This window comes from Rhodococcus sp. JVH1 (genome assembly GCF_000280725.2).
GTDB lineage: Bacteria > Actinomycetota > Actinomycetes > Mycobacteriales > Mycobacteriaceae > Rhodococcus_F > Rhodococcus_F jostii_A.
Window position 1 is genome coordinate 1794699 of sequence record NZ_CP166289.1, and the last position, 21550, is coordinate 1816248.

At 69.0% G+C, this 21550-nt stretch carries 16 protein-coding genes; 8 read left to right on the forward strand and 8 right to left on the reverse strand.

Features of this window, described 5'->3' with window-relative positions:
- The first annotated feature begins 99 nt into the window (after nt 1–99).
- The gene (locus tag JVH1_RS08450; protein WP_009478837.1) at nt 100–726 is read left to right on the forward strand and encodes a YigZ family protein; all 627 of its coding nucleotides are present in this window, start codon (nt 100–102) and stop codon (nt 724–726) included.
- A 60-nt stretch (nt 727–786) separates the two neighbouring features.
- On the opposite strand, the gene sucD is transcribed toward JVH1_RS08450, so the two are convergent.
- From sucD to JVH1_RS08465, 3 genes are all read right to left on the reverse strand, one after another.
- On the reverse strand, nt 787–1689 hold the full coding sequence (sucD, locus tag JVH1_RS08455) for a succinate--CoA ligase subunit alpha (RefSeq protein WP_005238543.1): 903 nt from the start codon (nt 1687–1689) through the stop codon (nt 787–789).
- A 15-nt stretch (nt 1690–1704) separates the two neighbouring features.
- Nucleotides 1705–2874, reverse strand: coding sequence for an ADP-forming succinate--CoA ligase subunit beta (gene sucC / locus JVH1_RS08460; protein ID WP_005238541.1), 1170 nt, complete (start codon nt 2872–2874; stop codon nt 1705–1707).
- A 169-nt stretch (nt 2875–3043) separates the two neighbouring features.
- Nucleotides 3044–4996, reverse strand: coding sequence for a hypothetical protein (locus JVH1_RS08465; protein WP_009478836.1), 1953 nt, complete (start codon nt 4994–4996; stop codon nt 3044–3046).
- Between the two features lie 231 nt (nt 4997–5227).
- Here JVH1_RS08465 and JVH1_RS08470 point away from each other — a divergent pair, with 231 nt between their 5' ends.
- The gene (locus JVH1_RS08470) at nt 5228–6289 is read left to right on the forward strand and encodes a M23 family metallopeptidase (protein WP_009478835.1); all 1062 of its coding nucleotides are present in this window, start codon (nt 5228–5230) and stop codon (nt 6287–6289) included.
- Nucleotides 6290–6366: 77 nt separating this feature from the next.
- On the opposite strand, the gene pcrA is transcribed toward JVH1_RS08470, so the two are convergent.
- Complete coding sequence (gene pcrA / locus JVH1_RS08475; RefSeq protein ID WP_043781743.1) at nt 6367–8853, reverse strand: DNA helicase PcrA; 2487 nt, start codon at nt 8851–8853, stop codon at nt 6367–6369.
- Between the two features lie 272 nt (nt 8854–9125).
- Between pcrA and JVH1_RS08480 the strand changes: the two genes are divergently transcribed.
- Nucleotides 9126–9422 (forward strand): chorismate mutase, encoded by a 297-nt coding sequence (locus JVH1_RS08480; RefSeq protein WP_005238528.1) that lies wholly within the window; start codon nt 9126–9128, stop codon nt 9420–9422.
- A 38-nt stretch (nt 9423–9460) separates the two neighbouring features.
- Here the strand turns inward: JVH1_RS08480 and JVH1_RS08485 are convergent, their stop codons facing one another.
- Nucleotides 9461–10915, reverse strand: coding sequence for an NAD-dependent succinate-semialdehyde dehydrogenase (locus JVH1_RS08485; RefSeq protein ID WP_192817874.1), 1455 nt, complete (start codon nt 10913–10915; stop codon nt 9461–9463).
- 69 nt (nt 10916–10984) lie between these two features.
- On the opposite strand from JVH1_RS08485, the gene pgi reads away from it, so the two are divergent.
- Nucleotides 10985–12637, forward strand: a complete 1653-nt coding sequence (gene pgi, locus JVH1_RS08490) for a glucose-6-phosphate isomerase (protein WP_009478831.1) — start codon at nt 10985–10987, stop codon at nt 12635–12637.
- A gap of 1 nt (nt 12638) precedes the next feature.
- On the opposite strand, the gene JVH1_RS08495 is transcribed toward pgi, so the two are convergent.
- Complete coding sequence (locus tag JVH1_RS08495) at nt 12639–13418, reverse strand: FAD:protein FMN transferase (protein WP_009478830.1); 780 nt, start codon at nt 13416–13418, stop codon at nt 12639–12641.
- 104 nt (nt 13419–13522) lie between these two features.
- On the opposite strand from JVH1_RS08495, the gene JVH1_RS08500 reads away from it, so the two are divergent.
- Entirely contained in the window at nt 13523–14782 is a 1260-nt protein-coding gene (locus JVH1_RS08500; protein ID WP_051033787.1) for a hypothetical protein, read from the forward strand.
- A gap of 1 nt (nt 14783) precedes the next feature.
- On the opposite strand, the gene JVH1_RS08505 is transcribed toward JVH1_RS08500, so the two are convergent.
- Together JVH1_RS08505 and JVH1_RS08510 are read right to left on the reverse strand one after the other, a co-directional pair.
- The gene (locus JVH1_RS08505; protein WP_009478828.1) at nt 14784–16148 is read right to left on the reverse strand and encodes an NAD(P)/FAD-dependent oxidoreductase; all 1365 of its coding nucleotides are present in this window, start codon (nt 16146–16148) and stop codon (nt 14784–14786) included.
- A gap of 9 nt (nt 16149–16157) precedes the next feature.
- A complete protein-coding gene (locus JVH1_RS08510; protein WP_009478827.1) occupies nt 16158–16910 on the reverse strand; it encodes an SDR family oxidoreductase in 753 nt (250 codons plus the stop codon).
- Nucleotides 16911–16998: 88 nt separating this feature from the next.
- Here JVH1_RS08510 and JVH1_RS08515 point away from each other — a divergent pair, with 88 nt between their 5' ends.
- From JVH1_RS08515 to JVH1_RS08525, 3 genes are all read left to right on the forward strand, one after another.
- Nucleotides 16999–18432, forward strand: a complete 1434-nt coding sequence (locus tag JVH1_RS08515; protein WP_009478826.1) for an NAD(P)/FAD-dependent oxidoreductase — start codon at nt 16999–17001, stop codon at nt 18430–18432.
- Nucleotides 18433–18496: 64 nt separating this feature from the next.
- Nucleotides 18497–20026, forward strand: a complete 1530-nt coding sequence (locus tag JVH1_RS08520) for a carboxylesterase/lipase family protein (RefSeq protein WP_043781738.1) — start codon at nt 18497–18499, stop codon at nt 20024–20026.
- Entirely contained in the window at nt 20023–21489 is a 1467-nt protein-coding gene (locus JVH1_RS08525; RefSeq protein WP_011597728.1) for a carboxylesterase/lipase family protein, read from the forward strand. Before JVH1_RS08520 ends, JVH1_RS08525 begins: the two co-directional genes overlap by 4 nt.
- Nucleotides 21490–21550 lie beyond the last annotated feature (61 nt).

The following is a 21550-nucleotide window of genomic DNA, read 5'->3' on the forward strand; positions in this document are numbered from 1 at the left end:
CTGCGTGCGCTCTTCCGACGCTAGCCTACGTATACCCGGCGGTCACTGCCGTCACTCGCGGCACGCAGCGGCGGGAACAGCGCAGGAGACAATGGTCCGGTGCCGTACACCCTCGCTCCCCGCACCGCCGATCTCACCCTCGAGACGGAGGTGAAGCACTCCCGTTTCATCGCCGCCCTGCGGCGCGTCGAGGACACAGAGGCGGCGCAGGCTTTCGTCCAGGATCAGCGGCGCGCGTATCCCGATGCGCGACATCACTGTTCGGCGTACATCATCGGCAACGGGCCCAGTGACCGGGTCGAGCGTGCGAGCGACGACGGCGAACCCGGTGGCACCGCAGGCATACCGATGCTGCAGGTACTCAAGGCCCGTGATCTCGTCGACGTCACGGTGGTCGTGACACGGTACTTCGGGGGAATCAAGCTGGGGGCGGGCGGACTGGTGCGCGCCTACTCCGGCGCGGTGGCCACGGCGGTCGATGCCGCACCGCTCGTCCGAAGGGAACTGCGCCACCTGCACACCCTCGCCGTCGGCCACGTCGAGGCGGGACGCGTCGAGTCGGAGTTGCGTGGGCGGGGCGTCGTCGTGGTGGACACGACATACGGGGAATCCGCGGTCCTCACCCTCGCGGCGAGGGACTCGGCGGAGCTGGCCGATCTGGTCGCTGCCGTCACGTCGGGGACGGGGACACTCGATCCTGCCGGGGAGATGTGGGTCGATGCCTGAACGACCCGTGCGTGGTCGACGAGTGTCTGGACTCGTCAACCACGCACGGGCGCGGAGCGCCTAGGCCTGGACGGTCAGGCTCTGCAGGATCTCGCGAGCGAGCGCAGCGGTCTCGGACGGCGTCTTGCCGACCTTCACGCCGGCAGCCTCGAGGGCGTCCTTCTTGGCCTGCGCGGTGCCCGAGGAACCGGAGACGATGGCGCCTGCGTGGCCCATGGTCTTGCCCTCGGGGGCGGTGAAGCCCGCGACGTAGCCGACGACCGGCTTGGTGACGTTCGCCTTGATGTAGTCGGCGGCACGCTCCTCGGCGTCGCCACCGATCTCACCGATCATCACGATGACCTTGGTCTCGGGGTCCTTCTCGAACGCCTCGATGGCGTCGATGTGGGTGGTGCCGATGACCGGGTCGCCGCCGATGCCGATGGCGGTGGAGAAGCCGAAGTCACGCAGCTCGAACATCATCTGGTAGGTCAGCGTGCCGGACTTGGACACGAGACCGATCGGGCCGGTGCCCGCGATATTGGCCGGGGTGATGCCGACCAGCGACTCGCCGGGGGTGATGATGCCGGGGCAGTTGGGTCCGATGATGCGGGTCTTGTTGCCCTTGGAGACGTTGTACGCCCAGGCGTACGCCGAGTCCTGCACCGGGATGCCCTCGGTGATGACCACGAGCAGCGGGATCTCCGCGTCGATGGCCTCGACGATGGCGTCCTTGGCGAAGGCCGGGGGAACGAACGCGATGGAGACGTCCGCGCCGGTCTTCTCGATGGCCTCGGCGACGGTGCCGAAGACGGGCAGCTCGACGCCGCCGTCGTGGGTGACGGTGGTGCCGGCCTTACGGGCGTTGACACCGCCGACGACCTGGGTGCCGGCCTTGAGCATCAGCGCGGTGTGCTTGGTGCCCTCGCCGCCGGTGATGCCCTGGACGATGACCTTGGAGTCCTTGGTCAGGAAGATAGCCATGTTTTTTGAGTCCCTTTACTTTGCGGCGAAGGCCAGCTCGGCAGCCTTGTCGGCAGCCTCGTCCATGGTTCCGACGACCGTGACCAGCGGGTGGGCGGCCTCGGCGAGGATACGACGACCCTCTTCGACGTTGTTGCCGTCCAGGCGGACGACCAGCGGCTTGTTGGCCTCGTCACCAAGCGTCTTCAGGGCGCCGACGATGCCGTTGGCGACCGCGTCACACGCGGTGATGCCACCGAAAACGTTCACGAACACGCTCTTGACCTGCGCGTCGTTCAGGATGACGTCCAGGCCGTTCGCCATGACCTCTGCGGAGGCACCGCCACCGATGTCGAGGAAGTTGGCCGGCTTCACGCCACCGTGCTTCTCACCTGCGTAGGCGACGACGTCCAGGGTCGACATGACCAGGCCGGCGCCGTTACCGATAATGCCGACCTCACCGTCGAGCTTGACGTAGTTGAGGTCGTTTTCCTTGGCCTTGAGCTCGAGCGGGTCCGTGGCGTCCTTGTCCTCGAACGCCTCGTGGCCGGGCTGACGGAACGCAGCGTTCTCGTCGAGCGTGACCTTGCCGTCGAGTGCGAGGATCTGGTCGTCCGGCGTGCGGACGAGCGGGTTGACCTCGACGAGGAGAGCGTCTTCGTTGATGAAGACCTCCCACAGCTTCTGGATCGTCACGGCCGCTGCGTCGAGCACCTCGGCGGGCAGCTTTCCTGCCTCGGCGATGCTGCGCGCGAACGCGAGGTCGACACCCTTGACGGCGTCCACGGGGATCTTCGCGAGAGCGTCGGGGTTCTCCTCGGCGGTGACCTCGATCTCGACGCCACCCTCGACCGAGCACATGGCCAGGTAGGTGCGGTTGGTGCGGTCGAGCAGGAAGGAGATGTAGTACTCCTCGGCGATGTCACTCGCCTCTGCGACCAGCAGCTTCTTGACGACATGACCCTTGATGTCGAGGCCCAGGATCGCCTCGGCGTTGGCCTGGGCGGCATCGGCGTCGGCGGAGTACTTGACGCCGCCGGCCTTGCCGCGGCCTCCGACCTTGACCTGCGCCTTGACCATCACGGGCTTGCCGATTTCTTCGGCAATCTCGCGTGCGCCGGCGACCGTGTCGGTAACACGCCCAGCCGAAGTCGGCACCTCGTGCTTGGCGAAGAGTTCCTTCGCCTGGTATTCGAAGAGATCCATCTGCTCACCGTCTCGTCTGCGTTGACACCCGCTCGAGGGGTAGGAGCGGGTCTGTTTTGGACTTTAACCAGTTGCCGGGCCCGGTCTGCGCCCGCGTGTCTGCTATGTGGTCCACATCACGCGATAACACGTACTGAGGCGGGCCTCACCGCAGTCGACGGGGCGGACCTCACCGATTTCTGCTGCGTGTCGTGAGGGCCGCGGCAGCCGCAATCAACACTATGCCCACCGTTGTCGGGACGACACCGGCCCCCATTGAGGGGTCGGTCACCCGGGCCGCGGTGAGCGGCCACGACAGGAGGTATACCCCCACGACAACGGCCGAACCGAGCAGGAGTGCCACCGCCCTGGCAGGCCGGGCACGTGAGGCGACGATCACTGCGAGGACCACCGCGACGCCCAGCATGACGCGTCCCCACACGTCGAGGTTCCACGGGAACTCCGCGAACGACGCCGGCGCGTATTCGTCGCCGCGTGCGTCGGTCCCGTGGAAGAGCGGCAGTCCCAGGCCCACGAACGCGGCGACCGCCCCGAGGCCACCGACCGCGAGGACCGCGATCGAGGTGGACGGCTCCTCGGACGTGTCGATCTCCTCGCGTTCCGCCGAACCGGCGAACCACGTCAGCACGCCGGTGACGCCGGCGGTGACGGCCGCACACCACAGCAGCGCCGCGCCGATTCCGGCGCCGATTCCGGGAACGTCGGTGGCGAGCACGACGGACTGCGACACCGCGGCGACGGAGAACGGGATCGTCACCCACAGCACTCCGACCGCGGGTCGGACAGTGGAGGCGAACTCCGACAGCAGCAGCCAGACGCAGCCGACGACGAGCACGAGGGCGGCGACGAGCACGACGCGGGTGGCGTAGATGTCGGGGCGCACGGCGTCGGTCGGGATGTCGAGGACGGGGAGCAGGGCCCCGGCGGCGGCCAGCAGGGCGGTGACGATTCCGGCGGTCCCGGCGGCCACGTGCCAGCGGGCGATTCGGGCGCGAGCCGCGGCGGCCTCGGCTCGCAGCGCCGCCTTGGCGACGCCCTTCGCGGACGGGGTGACGGCCCCCTTCTTCGCCGGGCCGCCCTGAGCGGGCGCGGACGACGAGGGGGTGGCGAGCGTCTTCAGGATCCTGCTGTCGCGAGCCCGGTCGACCATCGGGATGCAGACGCCGACGAGCACGAGGACACCGGCGCCGACCGTGCCCCACACCGCGCCGGGCCCGGGATGGATCCTTTCGCCCGCGGCGAGTCCGGCCACCAGGCGGGTCCCGACGACGCCGAGCGCGGCCAGGCCGGCCCCGACGAGCGCGCCGGACGCGACGGGCGGCGAGATGGACGCCAGTGCGGAGGCGACCACGATCAGAACGGCCGCCGCCAGCAGCCCGGCACCTGCGGACGCGGCGAGATCGGACTCCACGACCGTCGGGACGAGAATGACCGGGTCCTCGGACACGAAGGCGGGAGCGAACAGCGCGCCGACGAGCACGACGGCGGCGACCACCGCGACCGCGGACGGCAGGAACCCGACGCGGGCACCCGTCGCCCGTCCGACCTGTTCGGAGCTGCGTGCGTCGCCGTAACCGTCCATCAGCGATTCCCGGTGGACCGCGACCATGCCGAGGAGGCCCGCGAAGGCGATCAGCACGTGTCCGGCGAGGGCGGCGTAGGCGCCGGACCCGGCGGCGAGTTCGGCCGCCGTCTCGGGCCGGAACAATTCGAGTCGATTGGCGTCGATGGCGTCCGTCCACAGCTGCGTGTCGAGCACGGCGGCGCCGACGGACACTGCACCGGCACCGGCGAGCAGCGCCCCCGCGATTGCGGTGCGGCGCGCGAGAACCGCGGGGACGGCCAGGACGGGTGCCGCGACGGCGAAGACGGCAGCCCACAGCGCGGCTGTGCCGATCGCAGACGGCGCGGCTGCCCCGTCGACCGAACGGACGGCATGCAGGACGGGCGCCGACGCCACCCCCACGCCCCCGACGAGACCCAGGACGACCGCGAACACGCACCCCCGGCGCGCACGGGCGGGATCGGGCTCGTCGACGGCCGACAGACCGGCGCCGCCGGACGAAGGAATACGTTCGGGCTCGGCCCTACGCCCGTCCGGGGATCGAGTTGATGACGCCACACGCCGACGCTAGCGCTAACCCCCTGTCTCCCCGGGGTTGTGACACGCGTGGGCAGGGGCGAGATTGAACCGAGACGAAAAGTGGGTTCGACGTTTCCCCAGCTCAGTTTGTGATGCCCGTCACATGTAGCCGTTCCTCCGCGTTACAGGTTGCGCGCATCGCAACCGTTTCGTTACCGTCGCCAGGGTCCAAGTCACAGGCAGGTCACGAGCAGGAGGACGGACGGGCGTATGCACCATCGCAGCCAGTTCACGGCCAGCCGTTTTGTGAGTCACCACGATGACGAGTTGCGGGGTCACAACGACGAAGTCGCGCCCACGTACCCCTCGAGGTCGGTCGAGCGTTATCCCGAGACCGATAGTTCTGAGATTTCCAGCATGTTCTTCCGCAATTCGCAGTCCCCACGCTCCACCCCCGACAGCGTCGACGCCGGCACCGGCTTCGAGACCGTCGACACCGAGTCCGAGATTCCCGGCTTCACCCCCCGCAGCGGTTCCGAGTCCTTCGAGGGCGCACCCTCCCACTCCCGCCGCGGAGCCCACCGCATCCCGACTCCCCCCTCAGCTCTCAAAGGTCGCGCCGCAGTCCTCGCAGTCGCAGCGGGCGCCGTAGTCGCCGCAGGCCAGGCCGCCGTCACCAGCGGATCGTCCAGCTCCTCCGACCACTCCGAGGTCGCCCTCGCCAGTGACGAGTCGAGCACCATCGGAACCACCGCCGAGCCGCAGGCCGCCCAGTTCTCCACGGTCGCCGACACCGCCGCGTCCGATTCGAACGCCCCGCAGGTCCTCAACATCGCGAACCCGACCGACCTGTCGCAGTTCAGCAACCTGCTCGCCAAGGGACAGCGTTTCAGCGAAGAGCGCGCCGCCCGCGAAGCCGCTGCCCGCCGCCCCCTGTTCGTCCTCCCCGCCGTGGGAACCTTCACCTCCAACTTCGGAAGCCGCTGGGGCACCCTGCACGCAGGCGTCGACATCGCCGCCCCCATCGGCACCCCCATCGTGGCCGTCGCCGACGGCGAGGTCATCGACTCGGGTCCGGCTTCCGGGTTCGGCATGTGGGTCCGCCTCAAGCACGCCGACGGCACCATCACCGTCTACGGCCACATCAACACCTCCACCGTCACCGTCGGCCAGAAGGTCATGGCGGGCGACCAGATCGCGACCGTCGGCAACCGCGGCTTCTCCACCGGCCCGCACCTGCACTTCGAGGTTCACCTCGCTGGCGAGAACAAGATCGATCCCCTCCCCTGGCTGGCCTCCCGCGGCATCAGCCTCGGCCCCGAGATGGACTGACCGAAACCTCTCGGCACCACCCGAACACACGACTGCGGCGCATGCATTGCATGCGCCGCAGTCGTCTTTTCGTGTCTCTACAGCTTGACCATCGGGACGCCACCGATCAGCATCAGCCGGACCTTGCCCGCGCTGCCGAAGTCGATGGTGACCGTCGCGGTCGGCCCGGCGCCCTTGGTCTCGAGGACCGTGCCGAGGCCGTACTTGTCGTGACTGACGCGGTCGCCGACCGTGAGCACCAGGTTGTTGTTGCGGGTGCGGGCGGCACCGAAGCTCGGCGTGCCTGCCGACCCGCCGCCGTAACCGGAACCGCCGCCGAAGCCCTGACCGCCGTATCCCGATCCACGCGCACGGCCACCGCCGATCGCACCACCGGAACCGATACCGGTGCCGGGGTCCTCACGACGCCAGTGCACGAGATCCGACGGGATCTCCTGCAGGAACCGCGACTCCGGGTTCTGGATGGGCTGGCCCCACGCCGACCGCATGACGGCCCGCGTCAGATACAGCCGCTGCCGGGCACGGGTGATGCCGACGTACGCGAGCCGGCGCTCCTCCGACAGTTCCGTGGGGTCGCCGAGCGCTCGCATGTGCGGGAACTGACCGTCTTCCCACCCGGTGACGAAGACGACGGGGAACTCGAGCCCCTTCGCGGTGTGCAGGGTCATCAGCGTGACGACGCCCTCGTCGTTGTCGGGCAGCTGATCGGAGTCCGCGACCAGGGACACTCGCTCGAGGAAGGCGGCGAGGGAACCGGGGTCCGGTTCGCCGTCGCGGGCGTCGACGTCGCCGTCCTCCGGCGGTTCCACGAGGCCGGCCGCGTTCCGCGCGTCGGAGCTGAACTCACGCGCCACGCTGACGAGCTCGTTGAGGTTGTCGAGGCGCGCCCCGTCCTGGGGGTCACTGCTCGCCGCGAGTTCGGCGCGGTATCCCGTCCGCTCCAGGACCGCCTCGACGACGTCGCCGATGTCGCCGAGCTGGTCGGGGACGACGTCGTCCGCAGTGGTCTCCGGTGGGAGCAGCACCCGCAGTCCGTCCATGAGCTCGAGGAACGACGCGATGGCCTTCTGGGAACGGGTGTTCAGCAGCGGTACCCGGCCCTCACCGCCGTCCCGCAGTGCCTCGGCGAAGCTGATGCCCCGCTGCTCGGAATGGACGGCCACGCACGCCTCGGCGCGGTCGCCGATGCCGCGGCGGGGTGTGTTGAGGATCCGGCGCAGGCTGACGGTGTCGTCCTCGTTCGCGAGGACACGGAGATACGCGACGATGTCGCGCACCTCCTTGCGCTCGTAGAACCGCACTCCGCCGACGACCTTGTACGGAACGCCGAGCCGGATGAAGATCTCCTCGAGGGCACGGGACGAATTGTTGGTGCGGTAGAACACGGCGACGTCACCGAACTTGGCGTCGCCGGAATCGACGAGCTTGTCGATCTCGGACGCCACGAACGACGCCTCGTCGTGCTCGTTGTCCGCGACGTAGCCGGTGATGAGCTCACCCACACCCGAATCGGTCCACAGCCGCTTCTCACGCCGGCCGGTGTTCTTCGAGATCACCGAGTTGGCCGCCGACAGGATGTTCTGGGTGGAACGGTAGTTCTGCTCCAGCAGGATGGTGCGGGCGTCCGGGTAGTCGCGCTCGAACTCCTCGATGTTGCGGATCGTGGCGCCGCGGAACGCGTAGATCGACTGATCCGCGTCGCCCACCACGCACAGCTCGGCCGGGGCGACCCGGTGGTCCGCGTCCTCGCCGTCCGCGGTTCCGCCGACCAGCTCGCGTACCAGCATGTACTGGGCGTGGTTCGTGTCCTGGTACTCGTCGACCAGCACGTGGCGGAACCTCCGGCGGTAGTACTCCGCCACCTGGGGGAACGCCTGCAGCATCGCGACCGTCTCGCCGATCAGGTCGTCGAAGTCCAGCGCGTTCGCAGAACGCAACCGCTGCTGGTAGTGCCCGTACACCTTGGCGATCAGCCGAGGCAGTTCCGCCGGATCCTTGTCGGCGTCGGCACTCGCCTGCTCGGGATCGACGAGCTCGTTCTTGAGATTCGAGATGTGGGTGGCGAGCAGCCGAGCCGAGTAGCGCTTGGTGTCGATGTTCAGATCCTTGGCGATCATCGTCAGCAGTCGCCGCGAATCGTCCGCGTCGTAGATGGAGAAGTTCGAGTTGAGGCCGGGGAGCAGCGCCGCCTGGGCCCGCAGGATCCGCACGCAGCTCGAGTGGAACGTGGACACCCACATGCTGTTGGCCCTGGGGCCGACGAGGTGGGCGACGCGTTCCCGCATCTCCGCGGCAGCCTTGTTGGTGAACGTGATGGCCAGGATCTGACCGGGCATCACCCCCCGCTCGGCCAGCAGATATGCGATGCGGCGGGTGAGCACAGCCGTCTTGCCCGAGCCCGCACCCGCGACGATCAACAGCGGAGAACCGGCGTGCACGACCGCTTCCCGTTGCTGTGGGTTGAGGCCCTGGAGGAGCGCATCGGACCCTGCGCGCGCCGGTGCGGCGGCGTGCGGAGTCGACGTGGCGCTCAGGGGAGAAGCGGTGCCGGAGATAGTGTTCATCGTCTATCAAACTTACCGGCGTGTACCGACAGCGTCACAGCCGCTTGGCCTGCGCGGTACCGCCATGGCAAACTGGTACACATGTTCAGTCCGCCGTCGCGCCCCCTGTGGCGATTTTTTACGGGTACCGGCCTCCGGTGCCCGTGAACTGAACAGCTCACGAGCCCCGAGGTCCGCACCGGATCCGGGGCTTTTTTCGTCAAACGAGCCTGGATCGGTAACGACTCGAGCCAAAACAACGATCCAAGTTCTGACAAGAGGGAGACGAACCAATGAGCACTCAGACCGTCGCATCAGCCGCCAAGGAAACCGCTGTGCCCACCAGCGAGGCCGAGATCGAGGTTCTCCGCCAGGAGATCGACAAGCTCGACGCCGAGATTCTCGCCGCTATCAAGCGCCGCGCAGAGGTCTCGCAGCTCATCGGGCGCACCCGGATGGCGTCCGGCGGTCCCCGCCTCGTCCACAGCCGTGAGATGAAGGTGCTCGAGCGGTTCAACGAGCTCGGCCAGGAAGGCCACACACTCGCCATGCTGCTGCTGCGCCTCGGGCGCGGCCGCCTCGGTCACTGATTTCCCGAAGCGGCCCGCCCGTCCCCCGACGGCGGTCGCTACGGCTCGAGTGCCACGTACTTGGTCTCCAGGTACTCCTCGATGCCTTCACTGCCCCCTTCGCGCCCGAAGCCTGACGCTTTGACGCCGCCGAAGGGGGCAGCGGTGTCCGAGATGACTCCCCGGTTGATGCCGACCATGCCCGATTCGAGGGCGTCGGCCACACGGAGTGCACGGTCCAGATCCCGGGTGAAGATGTACGACGCCAGGCCGAACTCCGTGTCGTTGGCCGCGGCGATGCCCTCCTCCTCGGTGTCGAACCCGGCGATCGCGACCACCGGACCGAACACCTCCTCCTTCAGGATCCGAGCCTGCGCGGGGATCTCGTCCAGCACGGTCGCCGGGTAGAAGTAACCGGGACCTTCCGGTGCGACCCCGCCGAGCCGCACCCGGGCACCGGCGCCGACGGCGTCCTGCACCAGTTCCCCGACCTTCTCGAGTTGATCCGCGTTGATCAGCGGGCCGAGCGTCGTGCCGGAATCCGTGCCGGGTCCGAGTGTGTACGAAGACAGCTTGTCGACGAGCTTCGCGGTGAACTCCTCCCGCACACTGTTGGCGACGTGGAAGCGATTGGCCGCGGTGCAGGCCTCGCCGCCGTTGCGCATCTTGGCGAGGACGGCGCCGGCCACCGCCTTGTCCACGTCGGCGTCGTCGAAGACCACGAACGGCGCGTTCCCACCGAGTTCCATGGACGTGCGCAGCAGCCCCTTCGCCGACTTTTCGACGAGCATCCGGCCGACCCCGGTCGAGCCGGTGAACGTGAGCTTCCGCAGCCGGGGGTCGTCGAGCAGCGGACCGGTCACCTCCCCCGACTTCGACGTCGGCAGCACGGACAGCACGCCCTTCGGGAGCCCCGCGTCGGCCATCACCTCGGCGAGCAGGAGCATCGTCAACGGAGTCTCCGAGGCAGGTTTGACGATCATCGTGCAGCCGGCGGCCAGTGCGGGACCGATCTTGCGGGTGCCCATCGCGAGCGGGAAGTTCCACGGTGTGATGGCCAGACACGGCCCGACGGGCTGCTTGGTCACCAGGATGCGTCCGTTCCCCGCGGGTGCCGGTGTGTAGCGGCCGGCGATACGCACGGCCTCCTCGCTGAACCACCGGAAGAACTCGGCGCCGTACTTGACCTCCGCCGCGCTCTCCGGCAGCGCCTTGCCCATCTCCAGGGTCATCAGCAGCGCGAAGTCGTCGGCCCGGGCCGTGATCTTCTCGAACACCGCGCGGAGCAGTTCCCCGCGCTCACGTGCCGGCGTCGCCGCCCACTCCCGCTGCACCGCGACCGCAGCGTCGAGCGCTTTCATCGCGTCGGCGGGGCTGGCGTCCGCGACCTCGGTGAGGGCGTCACCGGTGGCGGGGTCGAAAACGGTGAACGTGGCGCCGTTCTCGGCGTCACGCTTCTCGCCGCCGAGGAAGAGGGTTGTGGGAACGGTTCGCATGAGTTCGACAGCATCCATGACGTCCATCATGCGCCGCACCGAAGTTCGCACGGAAGTTTCGACGCGCGGGCATTAAGCTCAAATCTCGTGAGCTCAGACATCACCGGAACCGCTGCCTGGCAGAAATTGCGTGATCATCACGCTCAAATTCAGTCCGTCCATCTTCGAGAACTCTTCGAGAAGGACCCGGCACGCGGGCAGGAGCTCACCGTCACGGCCGGCGACCTGTACATCGACTACAGCAAGCACCGCATCGACCGCGACACCCTCGGGCTGCTCCTCGAACTGGCGCGCAGCGCCGACCTGGAGGCACGCCGGGACGCGATGTTCGCGGGCGAGCACATCAACACCTCCGAGGACCGTGCCGTCCTCCACACGGCGCTGAGGCTGCCCGCCGACGCGTCTCTCGTCGTCGACGGGCAGGACGTCGTGGCCGACGTCCACGAGGTCCTCGACCGCATGGGCGACTTCACGGATCGGGTGCGCTCCGGTGAATGGCGCGGCGCGACGGGCGAGCGAATCAAGACCGTCGTCAACATCGGTATCGGCGGATCGGATCTGGGTCCGGTGATGGTGTACCGCGCGCTGCGGCACTACGCCGACGCGGGCATCAGTGTCCGGTTCATCTCCAACGTCGACCCCGCCGACCTGGTGCGCGCCCTGCAGGGCCTCGACCCGGCCACCACCCTGTTCATCGTGGCGTCCAAGACGTTTTCGACGCTCGAGACGCTCACCAACGCCACCGCCGCGCGGCGGTGGCTGCTGGACGGTCTCGGCCTCGGAAACGAAGCGGTCGCAAAGCATTTCGTCGCCGTCTCGACGCACGCCGATCGGGTGGCGGAGTTCGGAATCGACACGGCCAACATGTTCGGATTCTGGGATTGGGTGGGTGGCCGGTACTCGGTCGATTCCGCCATCGGGCTGTCGGTGATGGCGGCGATCGGCAAGGAGCGGTTCGCGGAGTTCCTCGCCGGCTTCCACGCCGTGGACGAACACTTCCGGACGGCGCCGCTCGAGGAGAACGCACCGGTTCTGCTCGGCCTGATCGGCCTCTGGTACTCGAACTTCTTCGGCGCCGAATCCCGTGCCGTGCTGCCGTATTCCAACGACCTCGTGCGGTTCGCGGCCTATCTGCAGCAGTTGACGATGGAATCGAACGGCAAGTCGGTGCGCGCCGACGGTACGCCCGTCCTCACGTCCACCGGTGAGATCTTCTGGGGTGAACCCGGCACCAACGGGCAGCACGCCTTTTATCAGCTCCTGCACCAGGGCACGCGGCTCGTCCCGTCCGATTTCATCGGTTTCGGCGAACCCACCGACGACCTGCCCACTGCGGACGGCACCGGCAGCATGCACGACCTGCTGATGAGCAACTTCTTCGCCCAGACGAAGGTCCTGGCGTTCGGCAAGACGGCCGAAGAGATCGCGGCCGAGGGAACGCCCGAACATCTGGTGCCGCACAAGGTCATGCCCGGCAACCGGCCGTCCACCACGATCCTCGCGCCCAAGCTCACCCCGTCGGTGATCGGACAGCTCATCGCCCTGTACGAGCACCAGGTGTTCGTCGAGGGCGTCGTGTGGGGCATCGACTCGTTCGACCAGTGGGGTGTCGAGCTCGGCAAGACGCAGGCCGTCGAGTTGCAGCCGGTGCTCACCGCGGCGGAAGAACCGGCCGCGCAAAGCGATTCGTCGACGGACAGCCTGGTGCGCTGGTACCGCCGTCAGCGCGGACGGGCCTGACTCACCAGCTCTCGGTGGTGTAGACCCGGCCCGAACGATCCACCAGCCGGGCGCGCAATTCGTGCTGTTCGATCCAGCGGATCGCACCGATGCCGCGGGCGAGGGCAGCGACGCTGGCCGCGTATGCCCAGAGCGCGTCGTCGGCGATCACCGACACGGTCTCCCACTCGGTGGCGGTGGGTGGTTCGGCAGCCGGGGGCGCGAAGGCCGTCGCCATCGCCGTCCCGTTCACCAGTTCGACCTCGCCGTCGCCGGGCACCGGGATCTGCCAACCGCCGGCGGGACAGTGCCCGGCCGTCGCGACGACGTCGCCGATACGCACGGCGGCCCCGCACTCGAGTTGCCGGGCCACCAGTTCCGCCGCCCGGTCCACCGTGTCGGCCTTGGCGGTGTCGGTGATGTCGAACGAGGCGCCCCACGGCGCGAACACGACGTCGTCGTCGATCTGGACGTCGAGGAAGCTGGGTGCCGGGTGCACGGTGGGGATCAGGTCCTCGTCGGGGGATTCGGTGGCGAGCGGGTTCACCACCCCGTCGGTCATCCGGGCGGCCCAGAGCGCCGACCGCAGCAGTGCGGACATCCGCCGGCTGACCTTCACCGGCGCGCCCTGCGAGAGGTTGACGGCGTGGATCTCGGCGTCGCCGCGGTGGATGTCGCAGACCGATTCGGTCTCGTCGATGACGGCCGCGATCAGCGCTGCAGCCTCGGGTAGGGCGGCGCCTTCGGTGACGTCGACTTCCACGACGGAACCCCACACCTTCCATTTCTCGACGCTAACCATGGCGTTCTCCGTGTGCGGTCCGTACAGCGCTGCACTTCCAGTATGCGCCGGCTGTCCAGAGGTCGGCGTCCTGCGCCCACCTCGACCGGTCGTACACTTCGCTGGTGAGCGCCCGATTGAGCGTCGTCGACGAGATGTTCCTGCGCACCCATCGGGGGTGGGGAACGCCGATCGTGATGCAGGGACTGTGGCGTACCGACGGGGAGGTGAACGCCTCGACCCTCGATGCCCTGAGCGCAGACTTCGCCCGCGGACCGCTGGGCAAACGGGTGGTGCGTCCGCGGATTCCCGGCGCGCGGCCCCGGTTCGAGCCGAGTATCGACGCCTTTCCCGTCGAGGACGCGGAGATCGAGGCCGGGGCGGTCCTCGCGTGGGCCGACGAGCAGGGCTCGTTGTCGGTGGACCCCGAGCGGGGTCCCGCCTGGCGTCTGGCGTGCGCACGACCGGCGGGCGGGGGCACGGTGCTGTCGCTGGTGTGTTCGCACGTGATCGCAGATGCGCGCGGACTGGCGGCCGCCATCGCGGCGGCGCTGCAGGGACTGCCCCCGTCGGATCCGGGAGGTGCGGAAGGCGCTGTCGCGGACATGTGGGACGCCACCCGGCTCGCCCGCCGCGTGACCGAGGGAACCGCGCGTGCGGTCGCCGGTCTCGTGGTGAGCGGGGCCCGTCGCGCGGAATTCCGGCGTTTCCTGCACGTGAGTGGCAAAGCGTCCCCCGGCACACTTTGCCACTCACCTGTGTCGGCGGTGCTGGACGTGGACGCCGAGCGGTGGGACGCCGCCGCGGAGCAGGCAGGCGGAACGCCGAACAGCCTGTTCCTGGCCGTGGTGGCCGAGGTGGCGCGGCGGGACGGCGAGACCCGCCCGCTCACGATCAGTGTGCCGATGGACCTGCGGGGCGCGGCCACCTCGTCGGGTACCGCGAACTCCGTCGCCATGGTCGAGGTCGACCTCCACCCGCAGGACACCGTCGCGGATGTGCGGGCCGCGAGCCGCGCGGCGTTCTCCGCGCCCGCGATGACGAGCCCGGCCGGGTTCCCGGAGGAAATGCTGCAACTGGTCCCCGACCGGATGGCGCACGCCCTCACGGGCAACCCCGGCGAACGGGACGTGCTGTGTTCGAACATCGGACCGCTACCCGAGGCCCTCGTCTCGATCGGCGGTCACCGCGCCACCGGCATCGCCACCCGGGCCGTGCATCCGGGTGTCGTGACCAGCCGCACCCGGCTGTCCGCCTATCTCAGCCGATTCGGCGGCAGCTACACCCTCGCGCTCGAGTCGCTGGACAGTCCGGACCGCGCGGAACTCCGGGAGCGGGCGACGACCGTCCTCGCCCGGCACGGTCTCGATGCCCGCGGCTGGTGAGTCAGGACTCGGACGCGGGTTCGGCGTAGGGCAGACGCGCCGACTGCGGATCGCCGTAGGTGATCGCCCGCTCCCGGCGCGTTCGCGACGCCAGCGTGACGGCCCAGTTGAGCAGGGTGCCGAGCCGGTTGCGGTACCCGGCGAGAAACGCGATGTGGATGGCGCCCCACGACACCCAGCCCAGGAACCCGGACATCCGGATCGGGCCCGCCTGGAGCAGCGCGTGCCTGCGGGCGATGTACGCCGCGCTCCCCAGGTCGCGGTACTTGAAGGGTTTGCGGTCGGGCGTTCCCCCCGCGACTGTGCGGGCGATGCACCCACCGACGTGCCTGCCGCCCTGCATCGCGACCTCGGCCACGCCGGGGAGGTCGTTCAGCGACATCAGGTCGCCGATCACCCAGACGTTGGGGTGTCCGGGCACGGTGAGGTCGGGTTCGACGGCGATGCGCCCGCCTTGAATCTGCTTCACGCCCAGTGCATTCGCGAGAGCTTCCGCGAACGGCACGGCCTCGACGCCTGCGGTCCAGAGGATCGTGCGAGCCCCGTAGCGCTTCTTGGTGCGCGCGGCGTTCTTGGCCGTCGTCTCGATGCTGGTCTCGCAGACGTCGGTGACGTGCACACCGAGGTGCGTTTCGACGCCGATCTTGTCGAGGGTCCGCTGCGCCGCCGCGGACAGTTTCCGATTGAACGACGGGAGAACGCGGTCGCCGCCGTGGAACAGCAGGACCCGGGCCTCGCAGGGGTCGATGGACTGGAACTCGTGGGCGAGAGCGTGCACGGCGAGTTCCCGGATCTGGCCCGCCAGTTCGACCCCGGTGGGCCCACCGCCCGCGACGGCGAAGGTCAGCCACGGCCTGCGTTCCTCCGCAGTGGGCAGCGATTCGGCCATCTCGAAGGCGCAGATCAGCTTCCGGCGAATGGCGAGCGCGTCGTCGAGGGTCTTCATCCCCGGCGCCCATTGGATGTACTCGTCGTGCCCGTGGTACGTCTGTCGCATGCCCGCCGCAACGATCAGGTAGTCGTAGGGCAGGTCGAACGTGGATCCGTCGAAGCGACTGGCGGTCAGGACCCTGCTGACGGCGTCGATCGCGTGCGCCTCCCCGAGGGCGACGTGCACGTTGCGGTTGCCGCGCAGCAGGTGCCGCAGCGGGCTGCTGATCTCGCCCTCGGACAGCAACCCCGTCGCGCATTGATAGAGCAGCGGCTGGAAGAGGTGGCTGGTTCCCCGGTCGAGCAGGGTGACGTCCACGTCGACGTCGCGGAGCCGCCGGGCGGCGTGGATTCCGCCGAACCCTCCCCCGACGATGACGACACGCGGCCTCGAACGCTGCAGGCCGAGGGACGAGGATTCCTGGGCGGTCGTCATAGGTCAGTCCTACACGAACCGGGATGTCCATGCATGAGGAAGGAATCTCAATGCGAGGTCGATTCCTCGCCATGTGATTCCGGGCAGCGCAGCGCGGTTCGTCTCCTTCTCGATGGCCGCGACCATCGCATCGACGCCGTCGTCGAGGGTGGCCGTCATCTTGGCACTGTCGCCGGCCCTGCCCGACATGTCGGTGGCGATGTACCCGGGCAGCAGCGTGGTCACCACGATCGGGCTCTTCGCCAGCTCCGCGGTGAGCGCCTCACCGAGGGCCGACACTCCCGCCTTGCTCGCCGAGTACGCCGCCTTCGGGCCGGGCAGACCACGATCGGCACTGATCGAGGACACGAGCACCAGGTGCCCGGCGTTCTGTTCGCGGAAGATGCCGAGCGCCGCCTCGCACTGCGACAGGGCACCGACGAAGTTGGTGCGGGCGGTGGCGAGATTGGCGTCGGCCCGGCCCGTTCCGATCCGGGCCCCTTTGCCGAGTCCGGCGTTGACGACGACGCGGTCGAGCCCGCCCAGCTCGTCGCGCAGTTCGCCGAAGACCCGGATCACCGCGTCGTGGTCGGTGACGTCGAGTTCACGGACGGCGACGGTGATCCCGGGATGCGCCGCCCGCAACTCGTCACGCACGGACTCGAGCCGCTCGACGCGTCGCGCACACAGCGCGAGGTCTCGTCCCTGGGCGGCAAACCGGCGAGCCATCTCCTCGCCGAGTCCCGAGCTGGCACCGGTGATCAGAATCTTCTGCCGTGTCATTCCGCCACACTATCTACCCGCGGGTAACAACGCGAGAGGCCCGCCGGAACCTCTGACATCCAGCACCGACCGGCTTACGGTTACAGGTATGACTGACTCTGGGAGCGGCGCGGAAGAGTTCGATGTCATCGTGATCGGAGGCGGCCCCGCCGGTGAGAACGCGGCGAGTTACGCCATCGCGGGCAGCGACCGCACCGCGGCGCTGATCGAACACGAACTCGTCGGCGGGGAATGCTCGTACTGGGCGTGCATGCCCAGCAAGGCACTGTTGCGTCCCGGTGAGGTCCTCGGGGCGGCGCGCAACATGCCCGGAGTGTCGGCCGGGCCGCTCGACGTGGACGCCGTGCTGGCGCGACGCGACTCGTTCACCAGCAACCACGACGACTCCTCGCAGGTGATGTGGGCCGACTCGCAGGGAATCGACGTCATCCGCGGATCGGCACGCATCACCGGGGACCGCACGGTGACGGTCGGCGATTCCCGTCAGCTGCGCGCCCGGCACGCCGTCGTGGTCGCCACCGGGACGACCGCCGCGGTCCCCGACACCCCCGGCCTGCGGGCGTCGTTGCCGTGGATCTCGCGGGACGCCACCAACCTGAGAGAGATTCCGCGCCGGGTCGCCGTGATCGGCGGCGGCGTCGTGGCATGTGAGAGCGCGACGTGGCTACTGGACCTCGGCGTCGAGGAACTGACGATGGTGGTGCGCGGCCGGGCGCTGCTCCCCAAGAACGAGCCGTTCGCCGGTGAGCGGGTGGCCCGCTCGCTGGAGAAGAAGGGTGCGCGGATCCTGTTCGGCGCGGACCTTCGCGGCGTCGAGCGAGCCGACGCCCGGGACACGGGGATCGGCCGCATCCACGGTGGTCCGGTGACGCTGGACGTGGCGGGACAGGATCCGCTCGTCGTCGACGAAGTCGTCGTCGCGACCGGGCGCGCTCCGGCCACGTCGACGCTCGGCCTCGACGCGCGACTGCTGAACTCCCACGGATTCCTCACCACGGACGACCACCTGACGACGGCGGACGAATGGTTGTACGCCGTCGGCGACGCCAACGGCCGCGCGTTGCTCACTCATATGGGCAAGTACCAGGCCCGCGTCTGCGGCGACGTGATCGCCGCCCGCGCCGAGGGCAGGCCGCTGGAGGGGGCCCGGTTCCGGGCGACCGCCGACCACGGCCAGGTTCCCCAGGTGGTGTTCGCCGACCCGGAGGTCTCGGCCGTCGGGATCACCGAGAGGGAGGCACGCGGCGCCGGCGTGGACGTGGAGACCGTCGAGGTCGACATCGCCGTCGCCGGCTCGTCACTGGCGCGCGACGATTTCAGTGGTCACGCCAAGCTCGTGATCGACCGGGCCACCGACACCCTGGTCGGGGCGACGTTCGCTGGCACGGACGTCGGCGAGCTCATCCATGCCGCCACCATCGCGCTGGTCGGGAAGGTGCCGCTGGACACGCTGTGGCACGCGGTCCCGTCGTACCCGACCGTGAGCGAGGTGTGGCTGCGGCTGCTGGAGGCGCGGAGCTGAGCCGTGTGGAGCGCCGCCGGCGGACCTGAACGCCCTCTCAGGTGATCTCCGTATAGTTTCGGACATGGCGTCTGACACTCTCACGACCGACACGCTGGTGAGGACGACCGCAGGGGTGGTCCGCGGCCGGCGCGTCGGCGACCTGGTCGCGTGGCGGGGAATTCCCTACGCGGCGCCCCCGGTCGGGCCGCTGCGGTTTCGCGCACCCCAGCCGGTCACGCCGTGGTCCGGCGAGCTCGATGCCACCGACTTCGGCGACGCCGCTGTGCAGCACAAGAAGTTCACCGCACTCCGTCCGGGCAAGTATCAGCCGTCCAGCGAGAATTGCTTGACTCTCAACGTGCTGGCCACGCCCGGCACATCCGGGGCGCGCCCGGTGATGGTGTTCATCCACGGCGGCGCGTACACGCTGGGCATGTCGGCCACCGCGCTCTACGGCGGACAGTCGCTGGTCCGCCGCGGCGACATCGTGTACGTGTCGATCAACTACCGCCTCGGATCGCTCGGATACCTCGACTTCACCCAATTCTCCACCCCCGAAAGACCTTTCGACTCCAACCTCGGACTCCGAGACCAGGTCGCCGCACTCGAATGGGTGCAACGCAACATCGCCGAATTCGGCGGCGACCCCGACAACGTCACCGTCTTCGGCGAATCCGCGGGCGCCAACGCCGTCACCACACTCATGACCACCCCCGCCGCGAAAGGACTGTTCGCGCGGGCGATCTCGGAGAGTTCCGCCCCCGGCCTCGTCACCACCGCCGACCGCGCCGCCCGGTGGGCATCCGACTACGTGACGCTGCTCGGGGCCGAACCGGACACCGCCGCAGAGGCCCTCGCCTCGTCACCGGTCGGCGCACTGGGCAGGGCCGGAAATCGTCTCGGCGCGAAGGTGCTGTCGGAGACGCCGGGACTGCACCCGTTCGGACCCGTGATCGACGGCGACTTCCTGCCGAAGCCTCCGCTCGACGCGTTCGCCGACGGCTCGGCGCACCGGGTTCCGCTGATCATCGGTACCAACGCCCGCGAGGGCACCCTGTTCCCGAAACTCCTCGACGCGCTGCCGACCGACCCCGACCGGATCGGGCGGATGTTCGCACTCACCGACCCCGGCGCCGAGGCCCGCGTCACCGCCACGTATCCCGGCTACCCGGCGCCGGACGCGGCCACCGACCTGGGCGGCGATCTCACGTTCTGGAAGCCGTCGATCGAACTGGCCGAGGCCCACTGCGCGTTCGCCCCCACCTTCAGCTATCGTTTCGACTTCGCTCCGCGCGCCATGAAATGGCTCGGACTGGACGCCACACACGGATTCGAGTTGTTCGCGGTGTTCGACATCGCCGACACCCTGATCGGCCGCGGCCTCACCCTGCCGGGCGGTCGTCGCGGACTCAAGGACGTGACGGACACCGTACAGCGACACTGGCTGCACTTCGCCTCGCAGGGAACACCGTTGGCGTCGTGGCCGAAGTACGACACCGACAGGAGGGCAACACTCGTGTTCGACACCGTCACCACCGTCCAGGACGATCCGCGCCGGGAGCGCAGGCTGGCCTGGCAGGGGTACCGGGGCTATTACGGGCAGGGCCTGTGAGCGCTCTCGAGGTCCACACCGAAGCCGGCGCCGTCGGAGGACGCCGGATCGACGACCTGACCGCATGGCGTGGGATTCCCTACGCCGCTCCCCCGGTCGGGCCGCTGCGGTTGCGGGCCCCGCAACCGGTCGCACCGTGGTCGGGGGTCCGGCGGGCCTTCCACTTCGGGTCCCCCGCCCCGCAGGGTGACGAGACCGACGAGGACTGTCTCACGCTCAACGTGCTCGCACCCGGGTCCACATCCGAGTCGCCGCGACCCGTGATGGTGTTCATCCACGGCGGCGCCTACTCCGGGGGGACCTCGTCCTCGTCGCTCTACAGCGGCGAATCGCTGGTCCGCCGCGGCGACATCGTGTACGTGTCGATCAACTACCGCCTCGGATCGCTCGGATACCTCGATTTCACCCAATTCTCCACCCCCGAACGACCTTTCGACTCCAACCTCGGACTCCGCGACCAGGTCGCCGCACTCGAATGGGTGCAGCGCAACATCGCCGAATTCGGCGGCGACCCCGACAACGTCACCGTCTTCGGCGAATCCGCGGGCGCCAACGCCGTCACCACACTCATGACCACCCCCGCCGCGAAAGGCCTGTTCGCGCAGGCCATCGCGGAGAGCCCACCGGTGGCGTCCGCGTACCACCCCGAGCGGGCCGCGCGGTGGTCGCGCGAATTCCTCGAGATCGCCGGGGTCCCGCTCTCCGAGGCCGCGACGTGGCTCGAGACCGCCGACCCCGCCGGCTTCGTCGAAGCGGGGACGACACTGGCGCGCCGGGGCGCCGATGAAGAACCGGGAACCCGCGCGTTCGCGCCCGTTGTCGACGGCTTCTTCCTTCCCACGCATCCGCTCGACTGCTTCGCGTCCGGTTCCGGGCACCCGGTTCCGCTGATCATCGGCACGAACCGTCACGAGGGCAGGGTCTTTCCCCGGTTCCTGAACATTCTGCCCACCGATCCCACCCGGATCGACAAGATGTTCTCGCACGTGGACGCGTCGGTGAAGGAACGGGCCATCGCCGCCTACCCCGGTTATCCCGGGAGGCGTGCGGCCGCGGACCTCGGCGGCGACGTGACGTTCTGGGAACCGTCCGTCCTGTGCGCGCAGGGTCACACGACCGTCGCACCGACCTACAGTTACCGGTACGACTTCGCACCCCGGTTGCTTCACATCCTCGGATTGGGCGCCACTCACGCGACGGAGATGTACGCGGTGTTCGGGCTGACCGGGCCGTGGGCGCGGCTGCTCACCGCGTTCGGGGGCCGCCGCGGGTTGCTGGCCGTCACCGACACCGTTCAGTCGCACTGGCTGCATTTCGCCCGGCACGGGACCCCGGCACCCGGATGGCCCCGGTACTCGCCGGAGCGCCGCGAGACGCTCATCATCGACGCCACGAGCCGGGTGGAGAACGATCCGCTCGGTGAGCGTCGACGCGCCTGGCTGGGGTACGAGCACCGACGCTAGCCGGCGGCAGTCGCGGGCGGATTCGCGGTGTTTTCGTTCCATGGTGCGACCCTCCCGGTTG

Bases quoted from the DNA above. Each gene is read 5' to 3' on its own strand.
- pcrA (WP_043781743.1), bottom strand. From the start codon at position 8,853: ATGAACACTATCTCCGGCACCGCTTCTCCCCTGAGCGCCACGTCGACT.
- JVH1_RS08505 (WP_009478828.1), bottom strand. From the start codon at position 16,148: ATGACGACCGCCCAGGAATCCTCGTCCCTCGGCCTGCAGCGTTCGAGG.
- JVH1_RS08480 (WP_005238528.1), top strand. From the start codon at position 9,126: ATGAGCACTCAGACCGTCGCATCAGCCGCCAAGGAAACCGCTGTGCCC.
- JVH1_RS08520 (WP_043781738.1), top strand. From the start codon at position 18,497: ATGGCGTCTGACACTCTCACGACCGACACGCTGGTGAGGACGACCGCA.
- JVH1_RS08495 (WP_009478830.1), bottom strand. From the start codon at position 13,418: ATGGTTAGCGTCGAGAAATGGAAGGTGTGGGGTTCCGTCGTGGAAGTC.
- sucC (WP_005238541.1), bottom strand. From the start codon at position 2,874: ATGGATCTCTTCGAATACCAGGCGAAGGAACTCTTCGCCAAGCACGAG.
- sucD (WP_005238543.1), bottom strand. From the start codon at position 1,689: ATGGCTATCTTCCTGACCAAGGACTCCAAGGTCATCGTCCAGGGCATC.
- JVH1_RS08470 (WP_009478835.1), top strand. From the start codon at position 5,228: ATGCACCATCGCAGCCAGTTCACGGCCAGCCGTTTTGTGAGTCACCAC.
- JVH1_RS08510 (WP_009478827.1), bottom strand. From the start codon at position 16,910: ATGACACGGCAGAAGATTCTGATCACCGGTGCCAGCTCGGGACTCGGC.
- JVH1_RS08515 (WP_009478826.1), top strand. From the start codon at position 16,999: ATGACTGACTCTGGGAGCGGCGCGGAAGAGTTCGATGTCATCGTGATC.
- JVH1_RS08485 (WP_192817874.1), bottom strand. From the start codon at position 10,915: ATGGATGCTGTCGAACTCATGCGAACCGTTCCCACAACCCTCTTCCTC.